Origin of the sequence: Aerococcus christensenii (assembly GCF_001543105.1) — a bacterium.
Classification (GTDB): Bacteria; Bacillota; Bacilli; order Lactobacillales; family Aerococcaceae; genus Aerococcus; species Aerococcus christensenii.
In genome coordinates this window covers 569,025-586,755 of the sequence record NZ_CP014159.1, presented here as the reverse complement: position 1 = coordinate 586,755, position 17,731 = coordinate 569,025, and the positions used below count along the sequence as shown (strand labels likewise).

Sequence of the window (17,731 nt, the reverse complement as noted above, 5' to 3'; positions counted from 1 at the left end):
TCTGAAGAACAGACTTGAAGAAATAAGAAAAGCAAATGGAATAACGCAAGAGGAGTTAGCTTCTATTCTGGAGGTATCAAGGCAGACGATTGGTTCTTTAGAAAATGGAAGATATAATCCTTCAATTATTTTAGCTTTTAAAATTGCTAAGTATTTCGGTTTGACCATTGAAGATATTTTTATTTATGAGGAGGAATAAGATGAAAAATAAAATTGAATATGAAATGAAGATTGGTAAGAAAGTAGCTGTTCTATTTATTTGTATTGGTGCGTTATTTGCCTTACTTGGCGGAATACTATTTGCTAAGAAAGATATCTTACAGATATTTCCAAGAATGGATATTGCTTGGATTGGATTTTCTGTTGTTGCTTTTATTCTATGTGTTAGTGGGGTATATTTATTTTCAATTTCTGGGAAAAAGCAAGAATGGATAAATGAAACTGATGAAAGGGAATTACTAATTACTGCTAAGGCTCATATGGTAGGATATTTTATTCAAACAGTTTTATTGGGAATAGTTTTTTTTTATTAACTTTTATGGGATATTTAAATAAAGCTTCAGGATTTTCTATAATCGGAGTTATTTTGATAAGTGGTATAGTGTCATGGATTTATAATTTATATTTACGAAAAGTAGAATAGATAATAAAAAATATTTTTTAGAAAACAGTAAATTATAGGTTTACTGTTTTTCTTTGCCCCAAAGTTAAAATATCCTATAGAAAAAGCGCCCATAAATATAAAAAGGTACTTGACAAAACGCTTCCTGGACTATCTAACCGTGCATCACGATGGAAAGGTTGAGTTTACTTTCCTTGATGGGAGCAAAACAGAACTAAAGTGTTAAGCTTATAGGAAATGTTACAAGGCAAAATAAAAGCATATCAGCAAGTCGCTGACGTGCTTTTTTGCTGTTAAAAGAGTTACATGTTGAGTATAATAGTATTAGTTGAGTATCGATGGAGAGAATTTCCTATGAGTAATAGTAAAACTTTTAACCTATTTTTAATGGACGGCGAGGTTACAGGGCGTATTAAATGCACGCTTCCTAGTTGGAGTGGTTTAGCTTATAAAGTTCCTAGAACTTATCTAGATAAATGTAAGGATAGAACGCAACTCAAGCAGTGCGGTGTTTATTTTTTGTTTGGCAAGAATGATAATGATGAGGATGAAGTATACATCGGTCAAGCTGGTATCAGGAAAAACGGTGAAGGTGTTCTTTTTAGAGTTAATGAACACCTAAAAGACGATTTTTACTTTAGTGAAGCGGTTATGTTTACGACAAGTGACAATTCTTGGGGACCAACGGAAATAAGTTATCTTGAAAACAAATTTACTAACCTTGCTATTGATACTAATCGTTACAAAGTAAGGAATGGTAATGATCCTAACCCTGGTAATGTGACGGAAGAAAAAGAAGCGGAGTTAGAGGTTTATGTTGAGCAGTTTAAGATGATGCTTGGTGTTTTAGGATATAAGATTTTTGTGCCTTTAATAAAAACACAAGCAGCTGTAGTTGAAGAGCAAGACGATAATGAACTGTTATTAAGTCTTTCTCGAAAGATTAAGCGATCGCATAAAACCATAGAAGCACATTGCAAACGAACGAGCGAGGGATTTGTGGTATTAGCAAGAAGCCAGATTGAAGAAACAGATTCTAATGCTATCCCAGATACCATAAAAGAGCTAAGACAGCGGTGCAAACAAAATAACGAAATTAAAGACGGTGAGCTCACCAAGAATTATTTATTTAAGAGTCCATCTTATGCCGCTTCATTTGTTTTAGGAATGACAACAAACGGTAAGACCGACTGGAAAACGGAAGATGGCAAATCGCTTAAAGATTTAGAAGAAATGGAAATTTAAAAGCGTTATGTGTAAATAATTAAGGCGGTAGTAATACCGTCTTTTTTGATGCCTAAAAAGGTTTTAGAGTTCCAAGCTAAGGTTTCATTGTATCCAACACGTGATGAAACTATATACGAAAACTGCCAACGAGATTGATGAACTGAAAGGTAAGAAACAGCAGCTTCTTATAGAAAAAGCAGGTCAAGAAGATGCTAAAAGACGAATCAGAGAAATGGAAGATTTTCTGAAAAGTGAGCGTCACGATATTAGTGAGTATGACGAGAAGCTGGTAAGAAAGTACATCAAGAAAATAAAAGTTTACGAGGACAGGTTCAGCGTAACTTTTAAATCAGAGATTAGTGTGGATATTGAAAGGGCATCGTAAAAGCCAAAAGAATGTGAGTGTTTGAAATGTTACAAAAGTCAGCCTAGGGGAGTTCCTCTAGGCTATTTTTATGCTCAAAAAGCAAGCTATCAAGCCAATCTTAAACCTTTTAACGATAGCCTTTTCAATACTCGCTAGCATAATAATGATAGTCATTAGGAATAGTTATTCCAGTAGTGCGTCAATATTTCGTTTTGAATATAGAAGTCTGCGCACTTCCATAGTGTCGTCGATGACAATGTAAAAAACAGAAAAGTTGCGTACGCTAATCCTGTAGTAGGGGTGTTCTCGTGTTAATTAATCCTTCTCCTTGCGCTATCAAAGACGTCATCTTTAGAAAGACGCGTAGAAGTGTTTGCGGCAAAAGTATCTGCTTCGTCGAGTTTTCTTTCAATGTCGTCAGTGAGAGTGGAGTATTGTTTGATGCTCATTAGAACCATAGTTCCATAACCATTTTTTGTAAGGAATACTGGTGTATTTGAATTTATAACTATTTCTTCTACTTCTGGAAATTTGTTTCTTAAATCAGAAACTGGGCGAATATTAATCATAGTATCAACCTCCTTTTATCAAAAAAGTATCATAATATTATCAAGATTACAATTATATTAGTGGCTTGGCACTCAAAAAAGTGTAGCTATACTACCCGTTCTCTCAATCTATTTAGAATCAATTTGTTTGTTGTCAAGAAAATAAAATAATAGACTATAAGACTTTTGAAAACAATGGCTTTATTTAGATGAATAATGTTTGGTCTATCTAATTTTATATATTTTCAATCTTCACAGTTTGCGTGGATATCTATCAGCATATTTGACAAAATCATATAATTTAAGTAAAATTCACAAGTAATATTTCAAGGAAAGGTGGGAAAATTGTGAAGTTATTTCTTAAAATGTCTCCATTGGCAACTGCCGAGGCACAATGTGTGTGCAGTCAATTTTGATTGGCTATAAACATTAAACATTTTGAAAGGAGAAATAATGGAAACAATAGTATCCGCTTTATTAGTTTTTGTTTCTACATCCATTGACTACTTAGTTGTTTTGACTATTTTATTCGCTAGTCAAGGAAAGAAAGGTTTGAAATCAATTTATGTAGGGCAGTATTTAGGTACAGGACTGCTTGTACTGGCTAGTCTTATTGCCGCTTACTTTTTAAATTTTATTCCACAAGATTGGATTATCGGACTCCTTGGTCTAATTCCGCTAGGTCTTGGTATAAGAGCAATTTTTGTGGATGAAGATATTGATGAAGAAGATATCGAAGGGAAAATTACCGGAGATGGATCAAAAATCTTAGCATTTACAAGTTTAACAGTAGCAATGGGTGGAGATAATTTAGGAATTTATATCCCCTATTTTACAGGAAAGAGTTTGATTGAGATTAGTATAAGTTTAGTAATATTTGCCTTAGGGATTTTGATTCTATGCAAATTATCTCAAAATCTCGCCTCAATTTCTGCTATCGGAGAGACTGTGGAAAAGTACGAAAAAGTAATTGTACCTGTCGTGTTTATTGGACTCGGTCTATATATATTAACTGAAAATGGAACGATTAATTATTTCATAGGTCAAGTCCTAAAAGTGGTGTAAATTCATTTCCTTCCCTTTATCTGCTATTTTTATGTTCAAACTCAAACGAGAAAAATAAGTGGTGCTTCCCACCGTCACGGCGCTTCACCGTGCTATAAGATGCAGGAGGCTGATTAGATGGGTGCATTTTAGTCCTTGTGTAGCAGGGGTTTGCGAGGGCTATCGTTAAAAGGTTTAATGCGAAGCGGCTTTAAGCTGGGTTTTCGCGGTTTTTGAGCGTGATTTGGCTGTATGAGGGAAGATATCAACGCTCTAGGGTCGAGTGAACAGGATGTTAACGTACTTCGCTTGCGTTGAAAGCACACTGTGCTTTCAACTTTGAGCAAGCTCAGCGAATTATGTTTTAATCGCTCATGCACTTCGATTCGCCACTTTGCACCCAGGCTGTGAAGTGGGAAAATACAGCTCGAAAGATAAAATAAAAGGTAGGCTTTGTAGGTCAGGTAGACTTTGACAAGTTCTAAAAATGCTCTCAAATGTAAGTCTGTAGTGGAGTTTTAGCGCAGAGTTGAGCATTCCCTCATCACGAATACCTAACGAGCCACTACTTGTTTCAATCAGAGCTTGATGAAGTCTAACTACTTGATCTTGGTTTAGATACTTCATTTAGCTAATTCCTCATAGACTTTTGTATTCTTTTTGATGAACATATCCGACAAAGCCATGACCTCATCATCAGCTGGAGCAGAAACCTCATCGGCTTTAGGGAACTCTAAAATCACATAGCGCGGAGAGTTGTTTTTTAGTATTACAGCTGAGCCGTATTTATCGACAAGACGAGCAACCTTTGAGAAGTTTTGATTGGCTTCAGAAATTGAAATCAGCGTATCTGTATTTACATTCATAACGATAGCCTCCTTTTAAGGAGATTACACCCTATATTTTAGGATGAATCAATCCTAAGTATTTCAAATCTACGTCATAACTATTAACTCAGAAAAGATGTGACAGGTGTCAATCGGAACTCATGGTTTGCCGATTGAAGCTGTATAAATACAACAGTCTTAGGTTGAGCATTAGACAGCAACGCTAGCAAAAATACTTGACTATGACGTTGCGTAATACTTTATTCTAGTGATAAGGAAGGAGATGAGATAGTGAAAACAGTGAATGAAGTCAGCAAGATAGCAGGAATTAGTATTCGTACTCTTCAGTATTACGACAAAATCGGTTTGTTAAAACCGTCCGCTTATTCGGAGTCAGGATATAGGTTGTATGGTGATGAGGATCTAAAGGTACTACAATCCATTTTGCTGTTTAAAGCTTTGGAATTTCCGCTCAAAGAAATTAAAGAAATAATAACCAGTGAGCATTTCGACAAAGATTTAGTGCTGGAACAACAGATCAAATTATTAATCTTGAAAAAAGAGCATTTGGAAAATTTAATTCTTTTTGCAAAGGGATTAAAAGCATTAGGAGGTAACTGTATGAACTTTACAGCATTTGACACAAGCAAAATTGATGAGTATGCCAAACAGGCAAAAGAGTATTGGGGAGATACACCGGAATTCAGGGAATTTGAAGCTAAAGAAAAAAGGAGAAACAGCGAGGAAACAAAAATGCTCCATCAACAACTCATGCTGATTTTTGCAGAATTTGGCAAGGTAAAATCACAACCCAGCGATTCAGTTGAAGTTCAGGCTTTGGTAAAGAAACTGCAGGACTTTATTACAGCTAATTTCTATAAGTGCTCGAATGAGATTTTATCCAGACTTGGCAAGATGTATGCTTCTGGTGGTGATTTTACGAAAAATATAGATGCGTTTGCAGGCGAAGGGACATCAGTATTTGTCAACAAGGCAATCGAATATTATTGCAAGTAAGTTTTATAATCGAATTATTGATTAAAAACACCTAATTAACTAATGTAGTGCTCCCAAAAGTTGGACCAAAAATCTAACTTTTGGGGATCATTACAAAAAGGTGCTTTAATTTTCTACCAGAATAAAAAATTGTTTTGTTGAAAATAGATTCTCAAACTTTTTAACGATAGTCCCCTCCTATCGTTAAAAAGTGTAGCTATACTACCCGTTCTCTCAATCCATGTGGAGACTATAGCGTTGATACAAAAGATGTAAATTTAGAAATCCTGCATTTTAAGCAGTTTTATAAGCATTTTGTCTTTGATAAAGATGAAGAAGGATACGTCAAAAAGACTCAAAAAAATTACATGAACGTAAGAGTAGTTTTGCAACTGGTATGAGGAGGCACAAAAAAATATAATAAGATAAAACCCATTTTATACTTTCTATAAGGGTAGCTTAAATAAGGCTGCTCTTTTTTAATTTAAAGAAAGGAGGTAGGAATGAATTTTGATTATTTTTATAATAGGCAATCAGAGATGTATAACTTCATTAGGTTACCTATGGTATTAATGGAAGATGAAATTTCTGAGAGCATTTCCATTGAAGCTAAAGTTTTGTATTCATATATGCTTAATCGAATTGGCCTTTCATATAAAAACGGCTGGATAGATGAAGATGGAAAAGTTTTTATTTATTACACAATGGATTCTATTAAAGAACAATTCAACTGTGCAAATGATAAAGCCTTAAAAATTATGAATGAGCTTGATACAAAATCAGGAATTGGATTAATAGAAAAGAAAAGACAAAGACTTGGAAAACCAAATAGGATTTATGTTAAAGATTTTATGAGTGTTTTCTCCAGTCCAAACAGTAGAAATGCAGATTTCCGAAAAGTAGAAGTCCAGACTTCCGATAATCGGAATTCAAGAACTCCGAATAACAGACTTCAAGATTTTCGAAAATCGGAAGGTAACTATAACAATATTAGTAATAATGAGTTAAGAAAGAATGATTTTAATAAAGGGCAAAAGCCTTATGGAATATATAAAAATATATTTTTGACTGAAGAATACAAAGACTTAACAAATGAGTTAGGAAGCAGAATTAGTGAATACATTGATAGGCTCTCGTCTTATATGAAAGCAAACAACAGAGTTTATCAAGATCACAAGGCAACGATAATCAATTGGTATCTTAATGATCAGGCAAAAAATATTAATGACAATTCAACAAGAAAAATGAATTACGATATAGGAGAGAGTTTATGAAAAGCTTAAAAGATTTTGTATTAAGAGAAAATGATATTGAAAGAAATGGACATATCTATTGCAAGGTATGTGGTAATAGAGACGATGGAGAATTATGCTTTAAAGAAAATCAGCGAGAAGCACTTTGAAAGGCTATATAAAAAATATTATGAAGAGCAGGCTGAGTTAGAAAGTACAATTAAAAACGGTCGAGAAGAAATAGATAACCATAATAAAAACAAGATAGATACCAATAATTTTCTAAAAATGATAAAGAAATATACCGATATAGAAGAACTAACCACTCCAATGATTAATGAGTTCATTGAAAAAATAATCGTCCATGAAGCAACAAGAGGAAGAAAAGGGGAACAAAGAAAGCAAGAAATTCATGTGTATTTTAACTTTATTGGGGATTTTAAAAATATAGAAGTTGGTTAAGGTATAAAACTTTTATTGCAAGTTTAAGAGTAAGTTAACATATTTCCAGAAGTGTAAGTTGAATGATTGGTAAAATAGCAAGTATATATCTCTAAGTGTTATAATACATTATTAAGATGAAATATATTAGTTATTTAAAGATAAGAGAAACATACGGGCAGAGGGAGAAGATTAAAACAAAATTATATTAAAAGAACACGCTAATTATAAAACTGGGGTTTGTTATGAATCCCAGTTTACTTTTTATAATTGGATTAATAGAACTATTAAACTATACAATAAAATCAATTTAAAGAAAAATAAATATTAGATAATCACTGGCGATAGAAATTAAAAACTCTATCGTCTTTTAGGGTTAAAATATTCGTTATAAAAACTATCATCTACCTCTTCATTATTCATATTCGGTTAAGCAGGTTGGGCAAAACGTCCGTGTCACGAGCTAAAATGAGTGTAATGGTGCAGGTAGGAACTACAAATGGAAGCCTTTTGATGTTCGTCTTAAGAAAACAAAAGTAGAAGAATTTTTAAAGAAACTAGATACGTTAAATGAAGAAGTAAAAATAGTCATGGAAGCAACAGGTAAATATCATCTTCCAATCCTCTATGAATAAAAGACAAAGGATATTTTGTAACGGTAGTAAATCCTTTAAAAATGAAACAGTTTTGCCGAGTTCTTAACTTTAGAAAAGCAAAAAATGATAATATAGATGCCATACAAATAGCAGAATATGGGTTAATGTATTGGAAAGAATTACAAGAATACAAAGTAGATGTAGAAAGTTTCAGAGTCCTAAAAGAATTAAACAGATCATATCAGCATTACATGGACTTAAGAATCAATCAAATGAACTTCATAGATCAAACAATAAGCCAAACATTTCCAGGAATAAAAAAACTAATACCCCACGCTTCAGGAGACTTTTCAAAAGACAAATTATTAGATTTCTTAGAAAAATGGTGGCATAAAAACCTAGTATTAGAAAAATCAGAAGATAAATTTATAGAAGATTTTAAAAACTGGGCAAAAGAAAAGAGATACCATCCTAATGCTGATAAAGCTAAATCCATATACAAGCTCGCAGAGGAAAGTATCTCAACTCAACCTTCTAGTAGCTCATATATAAAAATGAACATACAAGAAGGAATAGAATTGATAAAACATATAAATCAAATTCTATATACTATTTTATCACAAATGATAGAAATTGCCGAGCCCTTAGAAGAATATCAAGAAGCAAAGAAATTCTCAGGAATATCAGATAAATTAGCGGTACAAATCACAGCAGAATTTGGCGACTTATCAAAATTTAAAAATAAAAAAAGTTTAATATCCTTTGTAGGAATAGATTCGCCACCGTATGAATCAGGTAATTTCAAAGCAGAACAGAGAAAAATAACAAAAAAAGGCAATGCAATACTAAGAAAAGTAGGTTACCAGGCTATGAAATGTATGATGAGTGCTAAAAATCCAGGAAATGAAATATATATTTATATGGTAAAAAAAGATGGAAAAGATAAAAAAATATGTAAATTTGCAGGACTAAATAAATTCCTAAGAGTCTACTATGCAAAAGTCATGGCATCAAAACAAGAAAAGAAGGTGTTAAAAGCAGCCTAGAATTAAAAATACAATAATTAAAACAAGCCGATAGTAACCGGTTTATTTGTTGTGCTCAAATTTAAAATCTAATTAACAAGGAGAAAAGCAAAATTAATTTTACTTTTCTCCTTGACTTTTGTTAGCAGGTTTTTATAGAAGGAGTGTTTTCTGAGCGTTATTCTTATCGCTGAAAGACTGCCTGTAACGAATCCGTCAAAAGGTGAAAGGACTTGTCTTTTATTTGATATAATGAAGGTGCTAAAAATCGTCTTTAAATTTGTTTAAAGATAAAAAACGGTTAGCCCCTGTCTGGTTGCTGTTGAAGGAAGCGGATGAATGTGTTAAACGATGCAAGGAGAGTTACGAATGGATGAAAAACAAAACAGCCAATCTCCCATAGCGTGGCTGTTAGGACAAACGGGTCATCATAAGAGACAATACCTTTTAAGCGTTATCTATGCGGGAGTGGGGGTGGCTTTTTCTTTGGCCCCTTATTTTGTAATTGTTGAGATTGTTCATGATTTGATGGAAGGCAAGCGTATTTTTCAGACGTATCTGTTGAGGGGGGGATGGATTGCTGTCTTTTGGTTGGGACGCGTATTATGCCATGCCTTAAGTACGGCGACTAGCCACAAGGCAACATTTACCGTACTGGCTGAACTGAGAAAACGATGTATGGAAAAGTTAACAAGAATGCCGCTGGGGGAAGTACTTGAATACGGTTCGGGAGCGCTTAAAAATACGCTCATTGAACGCATCGATAGCATTGAAACGACTCTTGCGCATATAGTGCCTGAAGTGACCGCCAATTTACTCGTCCCTCTTTTTATTTTAGGATATATTTTTAGTTTGAATTGGCGGATGGGAGTTGCCTCTCTGGCGACTTTGCCGATTGGAATGGGCTGTTTTTACTTCATGATGGTTGGGAGTGGACCCTTTTACCAGCGAACGTTAGAGGCAACAAAGGCCCTCAATGCGACAGCTGTGGAATATATTAACGGCATTCAAGTCATCAAAGTGTTTGGGACAACGAAACGGTCTTATGAACGATTTGTGCGAGATGCATATGAAGCAGCACATAGCTATATTGATTGGATGAGGTCTTGCCTTGTTCCCTTTACCTTAGCTATGGTTGTTATGCCAGCTACAATGGTTTTTATTTTGCCTATTGGCGGGCTGTTGGTGAAAGGGGGGAGTCTTTCGGCTGAAGATTTTGTGACGATTATGATTCTCTCTGTAGGGCTCATTACGCCGATTATTACCTTGATGAGTTATTCGGATGACTTTAGGAAGATGGGGACGATTTTAGGAGAAGTTCAAGGCTTATTAAATGCTCCAGAAATGAGACGTCCCCCGACAGGGCAGGTCCCCACTAATAACACGCTTGAGCTTCAAGACGTTCATTTTGCTTATCAAGAGGAAGAAGTCTTGCACGGAATTTCTATGGTGATCCCTGAGGGGAGCTTTGTGGCTTTGGTAGGGCCATCGGGTAGCGGGAAAAGTACCCTTGCTCGGTTGATGGTGTCACTTTGGGAGGTGACGCGCGGCAAGATTTTGTTAGGAAATGTCGATATTCGAGACATTCCTCTCGACGCTTATGCCGATAAGGTGGCTTTTGTTTCTCAGGATAATTATTTATTTAATCAGACAGTTCGAGAAAATATCCGTATGGGATGTCCCCATGCAACAGATGCTGAAGTAGAAGAAGTGGCTAAACAAAGTGGTTGCCATCCCTTTATTATGGAGTTGGAGAAGGGATATGAGACGGTAGTCGGTTCATCCGGAAGCCATCTTTCAGGAGGAGAAAGGCAGCGGATTGCTATTGCTCGAGCAATGTTGAAGGATGCTCCAATTATTATTTTGGATGAAGCAACCGCCTATACGGACCCGGAAAATGAAGCAGTGATTCAACGCTCCCTCTCGAGGTTAACTCAGGGGAAGACACGCATTGTGATTGCGCACAGATTATCTACAGTGACAGCGGCTGATTGTATCTATGTCATTGAGAAGGGACGTGTCAAAGAGAGCGGCATCCATGATGAGCTATTAGCGCAGCATGGTCTCTATGAGAAGATGTGGGCAGCACATAGGGAGGTGAAAGACCATGATTAGGGTTATTCGAAAATTTTTGGCTTTTTGTGGAGAGGAAAGTCGTCGCAAATTCATCACTTCCATCTGGTTGAGTGTTTTTCAAGCGATGTTTGAAGCATTAAAGATCCCAGCGATCGCCGTGATGGTTAGTGCTTTACTAAAAGGAGAGGTTGAAACGAGAGATATCCTTCTTTCTTTAGGCATTATGTTAGTAAGTATGGGAGGGGCTTGCTTTACTCAGTTAAAAGCCGTTCTCTTGCAGACAGAAGGAGGATATGGAACCTGTGCAAACAAACGTATCGAGATTGCAGAGCACTTACGCTATCTCCCCATGGGCTATTTTAATCGTAATACCCTTGGCCAGATTACTTCTGTTACAACGAATGTTATGGAAACGCTCGAAACTGTAGCTGCCCGGGTAATTATGTTGGTGTGTGAAGGCTTATTGACTACTAGCTTGATTATAGGTATGCTTTTTTTATTGGATGGACGCTTGGCAGGGATTGTCTTGGGAGGTTTTCTTCTGTTTTTGTTGACGAATAGCTACTTGCAAAAGGTGGCAGGGAAATTAGCCAAAAGAAAGATGAAAGCAGATGAAAAGTTAGTAGAGAAGGTGCTGGAATATCTTCAAGGCATGACGGAAGTGAAGGCCTATCACTTAACGGGTGTAAAGAGTAAAGAATTGAATACGGCCATTCGTGAAAATAGTAGAGCCAATATTGCCATGGAGATGAACCTCCTCCCACTGATCACGTTGCAAAGTTTTATGGCTAAAATGATAGGTACCGTGATGGTCGTTTGTTCGTGTGGTTTTTATTGTGCGGGGAGTATGGACGGACTACATGCGATCGTGATGGTGATTGCATCCTTTATGATTTATGCGAGTTTGGAAACTGCTGGCCAATACTCTGCCCTTCTTCGGGTAGTGGATCAAAGTGTGGATCGTGCTCAAGAAATTTTGACAACGCCTCAGATGGATTTGACAGGAGAAAGTCTGGCGCCTGATGGGGATGATCTATCGGCTCAAGAGATAGGTTTTGCTTATCATCAGCGGAAGATTATTGATGGGATTTCTTTGGAGATTCCGGAAGGGACGACGACAGCGATTGTAGGCCCTTCTGGGAGTGGAAAGACGACGCTCATTCATTTACTTGCTCGTTTTTGGGACGTAGAGACAGGAACAGTGAAGTTGGGAGATCGTAATGTAAAAGCCTATGAGATGGATCGTTTGATGGCTAATTTTAGTTTTGTTTTTCAATCTGTTTATTTGTTCCACGATACTATTGCGAATAACATTCGTTTCGGTCAACCGCATGCCACGATGGAAGAAGTGGAGTCGGTTGCTAAAAAAGCCTGTTGCCATGATTTTATTTCACGTCTTCCTAACGGCTATGAAACGGTTATTGGGGAAGGCGGGGCGAGCCTCTCAGGTGGAGAAAAGCAACGGATTTCTATTGCGCGTGCGATGATGAAGGATGCGCCGATTATCTTTTTAGATGAAGCTACTGCTAATGTGGATCCTGAAAACGAAAATGAACTTATGCGGGCCATACAGACGCTAACCGCTGAAAAGACGGTGGTGATGATCGCTCATCGCTTAAAAACGGTCAAACATGCGGATCAAATTCTTGTAGTGGACCATGGGCGAATTGTTCAGAGAGGAAGTCATAGAGAATTGATGGCGCAAGAGGGGATTTATCGACGCTTTATTGGGGAGCGTAGAGAAGCCATAAGATGGAAGCTATCCAAAGAAGAAGGAGAAAGTTTGGCTGTAGAGAATGAGTAAAGTCTTCTTATAAAGGTCCTTTCTGGTGTGAAGTATTGAATGACGGATAAGCTTTATAAAAAATGAACCGATCTTAAGCGTGAGAGGGGGATTCCCTCGCTTGGGATCGGTTCATTTGTGTTTATTTTTAGATGAGATACTCTCTTTTAAAGGGAGTGGTGTCTATTTTTGACGAGGTTAGCGATCGTCTTGAAGTAAGGGGATTTCGCATCGCCTAATAAGCGATAGAGGAAAGTTTCGATAGAAATTATGGAAGCTCCTTCCCGTTGAAGTTGTTGTAAGGCCCATTCATGGTCTTGGAGATCTCTACCTGTAATGGCATCTCGGATAAGATGAACTTGAATTTTTGGATAGTCAGCGAGTAATTGATGAACAGTTTGTTCAACACAGATAGGCGTTTCCATACCCACAATTGCGACGTGTTTAATGGAATCTGTTAAGTGAGCGCGCACTTCAGGAATGCAGGCACTGAAACTCGTTTTGGAGTAGACGGGAGCATCTTTGAGGTAAGGTTGGAGTTCTTCAATCGTTTTTCCGAGGCCTTTAGGGTATTGTTCTGTGACAACGGTCTCTAGGGGAAGAGGAGATAAGGCCTTGAGAAGAAAGTGAACGTTTGTGAGAAAATCTTTGGCGTTCGGCATCACGGGAATAAAATGTTCTTGGATATCGATAACAAGTAGTAAAGTATTGTCAAGTGTCATTGGGGTCATAAATAGACTTCCTTTCTTTATGTGGTTCGTAGTTGGCTAGTCTTCGACCCACATGCATAGACTCCTGGGAGTTCGGCTGGCCTTTAGGTTGTTTTAAGTTTTTCAGCTAAAGTGTAATAGATATTAGAGATTTTTTCAACTGAATGTCTGGTGATTTTTTATAAAAAGTGATAAAACTCTTTTATGAATGGACGGTACGACTAACAAATAGGTTGTTTTTGAGGACTTTTATGGTTTGTATTTGGTAGATATGAAGTGACAATAAATGGGAAAGAGTGAGGCAGGCTACAAACTTTTTAAGGAAGATTTATGAAAAATTTTTATACAGAGGGAAGGTCTTCGAAACGGGATGAAATAAGGTTTTTGGTGAGTGAACGAAAAATATTTTAGAATTTTATTGAAATTATGAAAGGGCTATCAAAAAAATAGACTGTGAATATTTTATTTAATACGGTATAATGAAGGTGCTAAAAGTTATAGGAGGTATTTTTAATGGCTTTTTTAGTAAATGGTAATGAAATTTTTAAGGATGCTCGTAAGAACCACTACGCTGTAGGGGCGTATAACACGAATAACCTTGAATGGACACGTGCTTTAATTACAGGGGCTAAAGAAACAAGAACCCCCTTGTTAATTCAAGTTTCTACAGGTGCTGCTAAATATATGGGCGGCTATAAATTAGTTAGAGACTTAATTCTTAACGAAATGGATAGCATGGATGTAGATATTCCTGTTATCTTGAACTTAGACCACGGAACTTTTGAAGCAGCTAAAGAATGTATTGCTTTAGGTTACTCTTCTGTTATGTTTGATGGTCATGCTTTACCTGTTGAAGAAAACTTAGCTAAAACAAAAGAAATCGTAAAATTAGCTCATGAACGTGGAATTTCTGTAGAAGCTGAAATCGGTAAAATTGGTGAAAACCAAGGCGGCGGGGAGTTAGCTTCTGTTGAAGATGCTATTCGTTTTGCTGAAGCAGGCGTTGATAAATTAGCTTGTGGTATTGGTAATATCCACGGGGTTTACCCAGAAGGTTGGGAAGGCCTTAACTTTGAACGTTTGAAAGAAATTGCAGACGCTGTGGATACCCCATTAGTATTACATGGTGGTTCTGGTATTCCTCAAGATCAAATTAAGAAAGCAATCTCTTTAGGGATTTCTAAGATTAATATCAATACCGAATTCCAACTTGCTTTCCAAAAAGCTACACGTGAATATATCGAAGCTGGCAAAGACTTAGATAAATCAAGCAAAGGGTATGACCCTCGTAAACTTCTAAGAGCTGGTACAGATGCTATTACTGCTTCTATGAAAGAAATGATCTCATGGATGGGCACACGTTCCGTTGATGATAAGATTTCTAAGGTTGTATTTGACGAAGCTTCCTTAAACGAAGAATAACTATTAATGGCTTACACCTATAAAAAGGAAAAGACCTTGCGAATAAATTTCTGTAAGGTCTTTTTTGATTTTTTAAGGAAGAAGAGAATTTATTTTTTTTAATGATCCTTTTTGTTATAATAATTTGGTGTTTAAAAAAAGACAATTTATTAGAAAAAGAGAAAGTTTATGATAAGCAATAAGCAAAATGCTTCACTCATGCTATTGATTTTAATGGCCAGTATCACTTTCTTGGCAATCTTATCAGAATTAATGCCATCTGGAGTGTTGCCTTTAATGGCGGATTATTTCCAAGTAGGAAAGGCTTCAGCAGGGAGCTTAGTAGGCTTTTATGCGATTGCTTCAGCTCTTTGTGGAATTCCTTTGGTTTCATGGACAGTAGAATGGAATCGCAAGAAACTTTTGGCTATTCTCTTGATTGGATTTGCTCTTTCGAATGTGATTATTAGTTTATCACCTTCTTTTCCTTTGGCCTTAGCAGGGAGAGTTTTGGGGGGAATGTGTGCGGGAACCTTGTGGCCAATGATTACCGCTTACGGAATGGCTTTAGTTGATAAGGAGAATGAAGGAAGGGCAATTGCTATTATTATGTCGGGGACTACTATAGGAATGTCTATTGGTCAACCGATAATGACTGGGATTGGATTAACTTTTGGATTTAAAGTAGAATTCTTGAGTATTGGCCTGTTCGCTTTATGTATTGCTATACTCTGTTCTCTTTTCTTACCGAGTGTTCCAGGAGAAAAGAGAAGTCAAGCCAATTCTCCTCTGACCATGTTGAAAAATTCCGGAGTTCAGTTGGTACTCCTGTTAACCTTTTTGGGGGTAGCCGCTAATTATGGCTTGTATACCTTTATTACGAATTTAGTAGCAGATATTTCGTATTCAGGAATTTCTAGTGCTCAGATTTTCTTTGGTGTGGGATCGATTATTTCTGTGGGGCTAGCTATGCGCTATTTAGACCATCGCTTACATTTATTGGTGAGTGGAATGTTTGGAACGGGTTTAGTGACCATGTTCTTATTTTATTTGGGGTCTTCGCTTCTCTTGTTTCATTTGGCTTTTTTACTTTGGGGAGTGGCTTTTGGCTCTTTAAGCAGTCTGTTTCAATCTTCAACGGCTCGTCAGGTCACAGAAGGGACGGCAGTTGCCAACGCTTTACAATCTTCTTCATTTAATTTTTCTATCATGATCGGCTCTACGGTGTCTGGTTTGCTTTTAGAACAAGGAGGAATTTCTCCTATTATTATAATGTCTGCTGGTCTTTTCTTATTAGGAGGAGTGATTTCTTCCTTAAGCAAAAAATTTTTCGTTTAATCAAGGAATTTGATATTAAATTTTAGAACGTTAGGTGTATGCAGGAAAAGAAAGTAAAAGGAGTTAAGAGGCAAATGCTTCTTAACTCCTTTTTTGAGGGAAATTATTTTTGAAAGAAAGACTTGTGCAAAACGCTTCCTATGGTAAAGAGAAGGGCGAGCCCTAAAGCAGGGAAGAACCATTCCAAACCGTAATTATGAAGAGGAAGAGAAGTGGCGAATTGAATAATTGGACTTTTGGCTAGGGCTGGATTAGCCAGAGCAAAAGCTTCCATTAGTCCAATACAGCCGGCTCCTAGAACCGCTCCGATATAAGTCGCTCTGTGGGCAATGGATGAATCGAAAAGGGAAAAAAGAATGAGAATCATTACGATAGGATAAATGACGGTGAGAATAAAGTAGGCCAACATAATGATTTTTTCTGTTCCGATTAGAGAAATAATAAATTCTACACTGACAGCCAACAAAGTGAGTCCTTGATAAGGAAGTCTCCCCTTTGAAACGTTCATGAAGAAATTACTGAAGGCTGAAGTCAGTCCAATAGCAGTGGTTAAGCAGGCTAGGGCCACACAGATTCCCATGAAGAGATGTCCAAACTTACCGAGTAAGAGGGACACAGTTCCACTAAATACAGTAGTCCGATTTAAATGATTTGGTAGGTAAGTAGAAACACTCGCTCCAGCATAAGTAAGTGAAAGATACACAAGAGCAAGCAATACAAAGGCGACTAATCCGACGAGGGCGCCTGCCTTCATTTGCATTTTTTTATCGGTGTATCCTCTATGATGGAGCTCGGACATGACAACACTAGCTAATAAGGAAGCTCCTAAGGCGTCCATTGTTTGGTAGCCTTCTTTGAATCCGTAAGCGAAGACAGGAGTGACCTGACTAGTCGTAGAAGGGGTTGAAGGATTAAAGAGAGCTACTGTAACTAATAGAGCTAAGATAATAAGAATCATTGGTGTAAGGTATTTACCGATATGGTTAATGACTTTACTTGGGTTGAGAGATAAATAAGCTGTTAAGCCAAAAAAGAGAAGAGAAGTTACCCAAGCAGGGATACCTGGCCAGAGAGATTGGACAAATACTTCATGTGTGGTTGCCCCTGTTCTCGGCACAGAGAAGAGGGGGCCGATTAATAGAATAGAAATTCCAGCTAATAATGTTCCAAATTTAGGATGGATTCGTTTTCCTAAGACATTAGCTTGTCCACCTAACATGATCGATACAAGGACTCCTAAAATGGGGAAAAAAGGATCTGAAGTTAGAAAGCCGAGTGCAGCAGTTAGCCAACTTTCCCCACTGGTAAACCCAAGATAAGGAGGAAAGATAAGATTTCCTGCTCCAAAAAAGATAGCGAATAAGGCGAAGCCTACAATTAAAATATCTGATGTTTTTATTTTCATAAGGAAACCCATTTCTAAAATTTTATTTGTCCTATCATATCATAAAAAAGGCGGAGTGTTCAGACTAATTTTAAAAAATTGTTTTTGTTTTTG

Annotated in this window: 17 protein-coding genes and 2 pseudogenes; 14 read left to right on the top strand and 5 right to left on the bottom strand. The window is 36.8% G+C overall.

Features of this window, described 5'->3' with window-relative positions; genetic code table 11:
- Position 1: 1 nt before the first annotated feature.
- The 4 genes from AWM71_RS07865 to AWM71_RS07860 all read left to right on the top strand — a co-directional run bounded on the left by AWM71_RS07865 (position 2) and on the right by AWM71_RS07860 (position 2,234).
- Complete coding sequence (locus tag AWM71_RS07865; RefSeq protein WP_076003161.1) at positions 2-199, top strand: helix-turn-helix transcriptional regulator; 198 nt, start codon at positions 2-4, stop codon at positions 197-199.
- A gap of 1 nt (position 200) precedes the next feature.
- Complete coding sequence (locus AWM71_RS02790) at positions 201-533, top strand: hypothetical protein (RefSeq protein ID WP_236701143.1); 333 nt, start codon at positions 201-203, stop codon at positions 531-533.
- 443 nt (positions 534-976) lie between these two features.
- Entirely contained in the window at positions 977-1,867 is an 891-nt protein-coding gene (locus AWM71_RS02785; RefSeq protein WP_060776562.1) for a GIY-YIG nuclease family protein, read from the top strand.
- A gap of 100 nt (positions 1,868-1,967) precedes the next feature.
- The gene (locus AWM71_RS07860; protein WP_201783968.1) at positions 1,968-2,234 is read left to right on the top strand and encodes a site-specific recombinase; all 267 of its coding nucleotides are present in this window, start codon (positions 1,968-1,970) and stop codon (positions 2,232-2,234) included.
- A gap of 165 nt (positions 2,235-2,399) precedes the next feature.
- On the opposite strand, the pseudogene AWM71_RS08600 reads toward AWM71_RS07860, so the two are convergent.
- A pseudogene (locus AWM71_RS08600) lies at positions 2,400-2,525 on the bottom strand (type II toxin-antitoxin system RelE/ParE family toxin); the annotation flags it as partial.
- 2 nt (positions 2,526-2,527) lie between these two features.
- Positions 2,528-2,785 carry a type II toxin-antitoxin system Phd/YefM family antitoxin gene (locus tag AWM71_RS02780; protein WP_060776561.1) on the bottom strand — a complete coding sequence of 86 codons (258 nt, stop codon included), beginning with the start codon at positions 2,783-2,785 and terminating at the stop codon, positions 2,528-2,530.
- A 432-nt stretch (positions 2,786-3,217) separates the two neighbouring features.
- On the opposite strand from AWM71_RS02780, the gene AWM71_RS02775 reads away from it, so the two are divergent.
- Entirely contained in the window at positions 3,218-3,829 is a 612-nt protein-coding gene (locus tag AWM71_RS02775; RefSeq protein ID WP_004111717.1) for a CadD family cadmium resistance transporter, read from the top strand.
- 602 nt (positions 3,830-4,431) lie between these two features.
- Here AWM71_RS02775 and AWM71_RS02765 read toward each other — a convergent pair.
- Complete coding sequence (locus AWM71_RS02765; RefSeq protein ID WP_004106718.1) at positions 4,432-4,674, bottom strand: prevent-host-death protein; 243 nt, start codon at positions 4,672-4,674, stop codon at positions 4,432-4,434.
- A gap of 252 nt (positions 4,675-4,926) precedes the next feature.
- On the opposite strand from AWM71_RS02765, the gene AWM71_RS02760 reads away from it, so the two are divergent.
- The 7 genes and pseudogenes from AWM71_RS02760 to AWM71_RS02735 all read left to right on the top strand — a co-directional run bounded on the left by AWM71_RS02760 (position 4,927) and on the right by AWM71_RS02735 (position 12,805).
- Positions 4,927-5,652, top strand: coding sequence for a MerR family transcriptional regulator (locus AWM71_RS02760; RefSeq protein ID WP_060776560.1), 726 nt, complete (start codon positions 4,927-4,929; stop codon positions 5,650-5,652).
- Between the two features lie 482 nt (positions 5,653-6,134).
- Complete coding sequence (locus AWM71_RS02755) at positions 6,135-6,905, top strand: replication initiator protein A (protein WP_060776559.1); 771 nt, start codon at positions 6,135-6,137, stop codon at positions 6,903-6,905.
- Positions 6,902-7,000: pseudogene (locus tag AWM71_RS08430) on the top strand (ATP-binding protein); the annotation flags it as partial. The gene AWM71_RS02755 and the pseudogene AWM71_RS08430, both read left to right, overlap by 4 nt.
- On the top strand, positions 6,990-7,325 hold the full coding sequence (locus tag AWM71_RS08565) for a DUF4368 domain-containing protein (RefSeq protein WP_158320029.1): 336 nt from the start codon (positions 6,990-6,992) through the stop codon (positions 7,323-7,325). The pseudogene AWM71_RS08430 and the gene AWM71_RS08565, both read left to right, overlap by 11 nt.
- Positions 7,326-7,935: 610 nt before the next feature.
- Entirely contained in the window at positions 7,936-8,946 is a 1,011-nt protein-coding gene (locus tag AWM71_RS02745) for a transposase (RefSeq protein ID WP_256379442.1), read from the top strand.
- Between the two features lie 348 nt (positions 8,947-9,294).
- Positions 9,295-11,040 carry an ABC transporter ATP-binding protein gene (locus AWM71_RS02740; RefSeq protein ID WP_060776557.1) on the top strand — a complete coding sequence of 582 codons (1,746 nt, stop codon included), beginning with the start codon at positions 9,295-9,297 and terminating at the stop codon, positions 11,038-11,040.
- A complete protein-coding gene (locus AWM71_RS02735) occupies positions 11,033-12,805 on the top strand; it encodes an ABC transporter ATP-binding protein (RefSeq protein ID WP_060776556.1) in 1,773 nt (590 codons plus the stop codon). Before AWM71_RS02740 ends, AWM71_RS02735 begins: the two co-directional genes overlap by 8 nt.
- A 146-nt stretch (positions 12,806-12,951) precedes the next feature.
- On the opposite strand, the gene AWM71_RS02730 is transcribed toward AWM71_RS02735, so the two are convergent.
- Positions 12,952-13,515, bottom strand: a complete 564-nt coding sequence (locus tag AWM71_RS02730; protein ID WP_060776555.1) for an isochorismatase family protein — start codon at positions 13,513-13,515, stop codon at positions 12,952-12,954.
- Between the two features lie 492 nt (positions 13,516-14,007).
- On the opposite strand from AWM71_RS02730, the gene AWM71_RS02725 reads away from it, so the two are divergent.
- Together AWM71_RS02725 and AWM71_RS02720 are read left to right on the top strand one after the other, a co-directional pair.
- Entirely contained in the window at positions 14,008-14,916 is a 909-nt protein-coding gene (locus AWM71_RS02725) for a class II fructose-bisphosphate aldolase (RefSeq protein WP_060776554.1), read from the top strand.
- Between the two features lie 168 nt (positions 14,917-15,084).
- Entirely contained in the window at positions 15,085-16,233 is a 1,149-nt protein-coding gene (locus AWM71_RS02720) for an MFS transporter (RefSeq protein ID WP_144428620.1), read from the top strand.
- 103 nt (positions 16,234-16,336) lie between these two features.
- On the opposite strand, the gene brnQ is transcribed toward AWM71_RS02720, so the two are convergent.
- Entirely contained in the window at positions 16,337-17,638 is a 1,302-nt protein-coding gene (brnQ, locus tag AWM71_RS02715) for a branched-chain amino acid transport system II carrier protein (protein WP_060776553.1), read from the bottom strand.
- Positions 17,639-17,731: the final 93 nt, after the last annotated feature.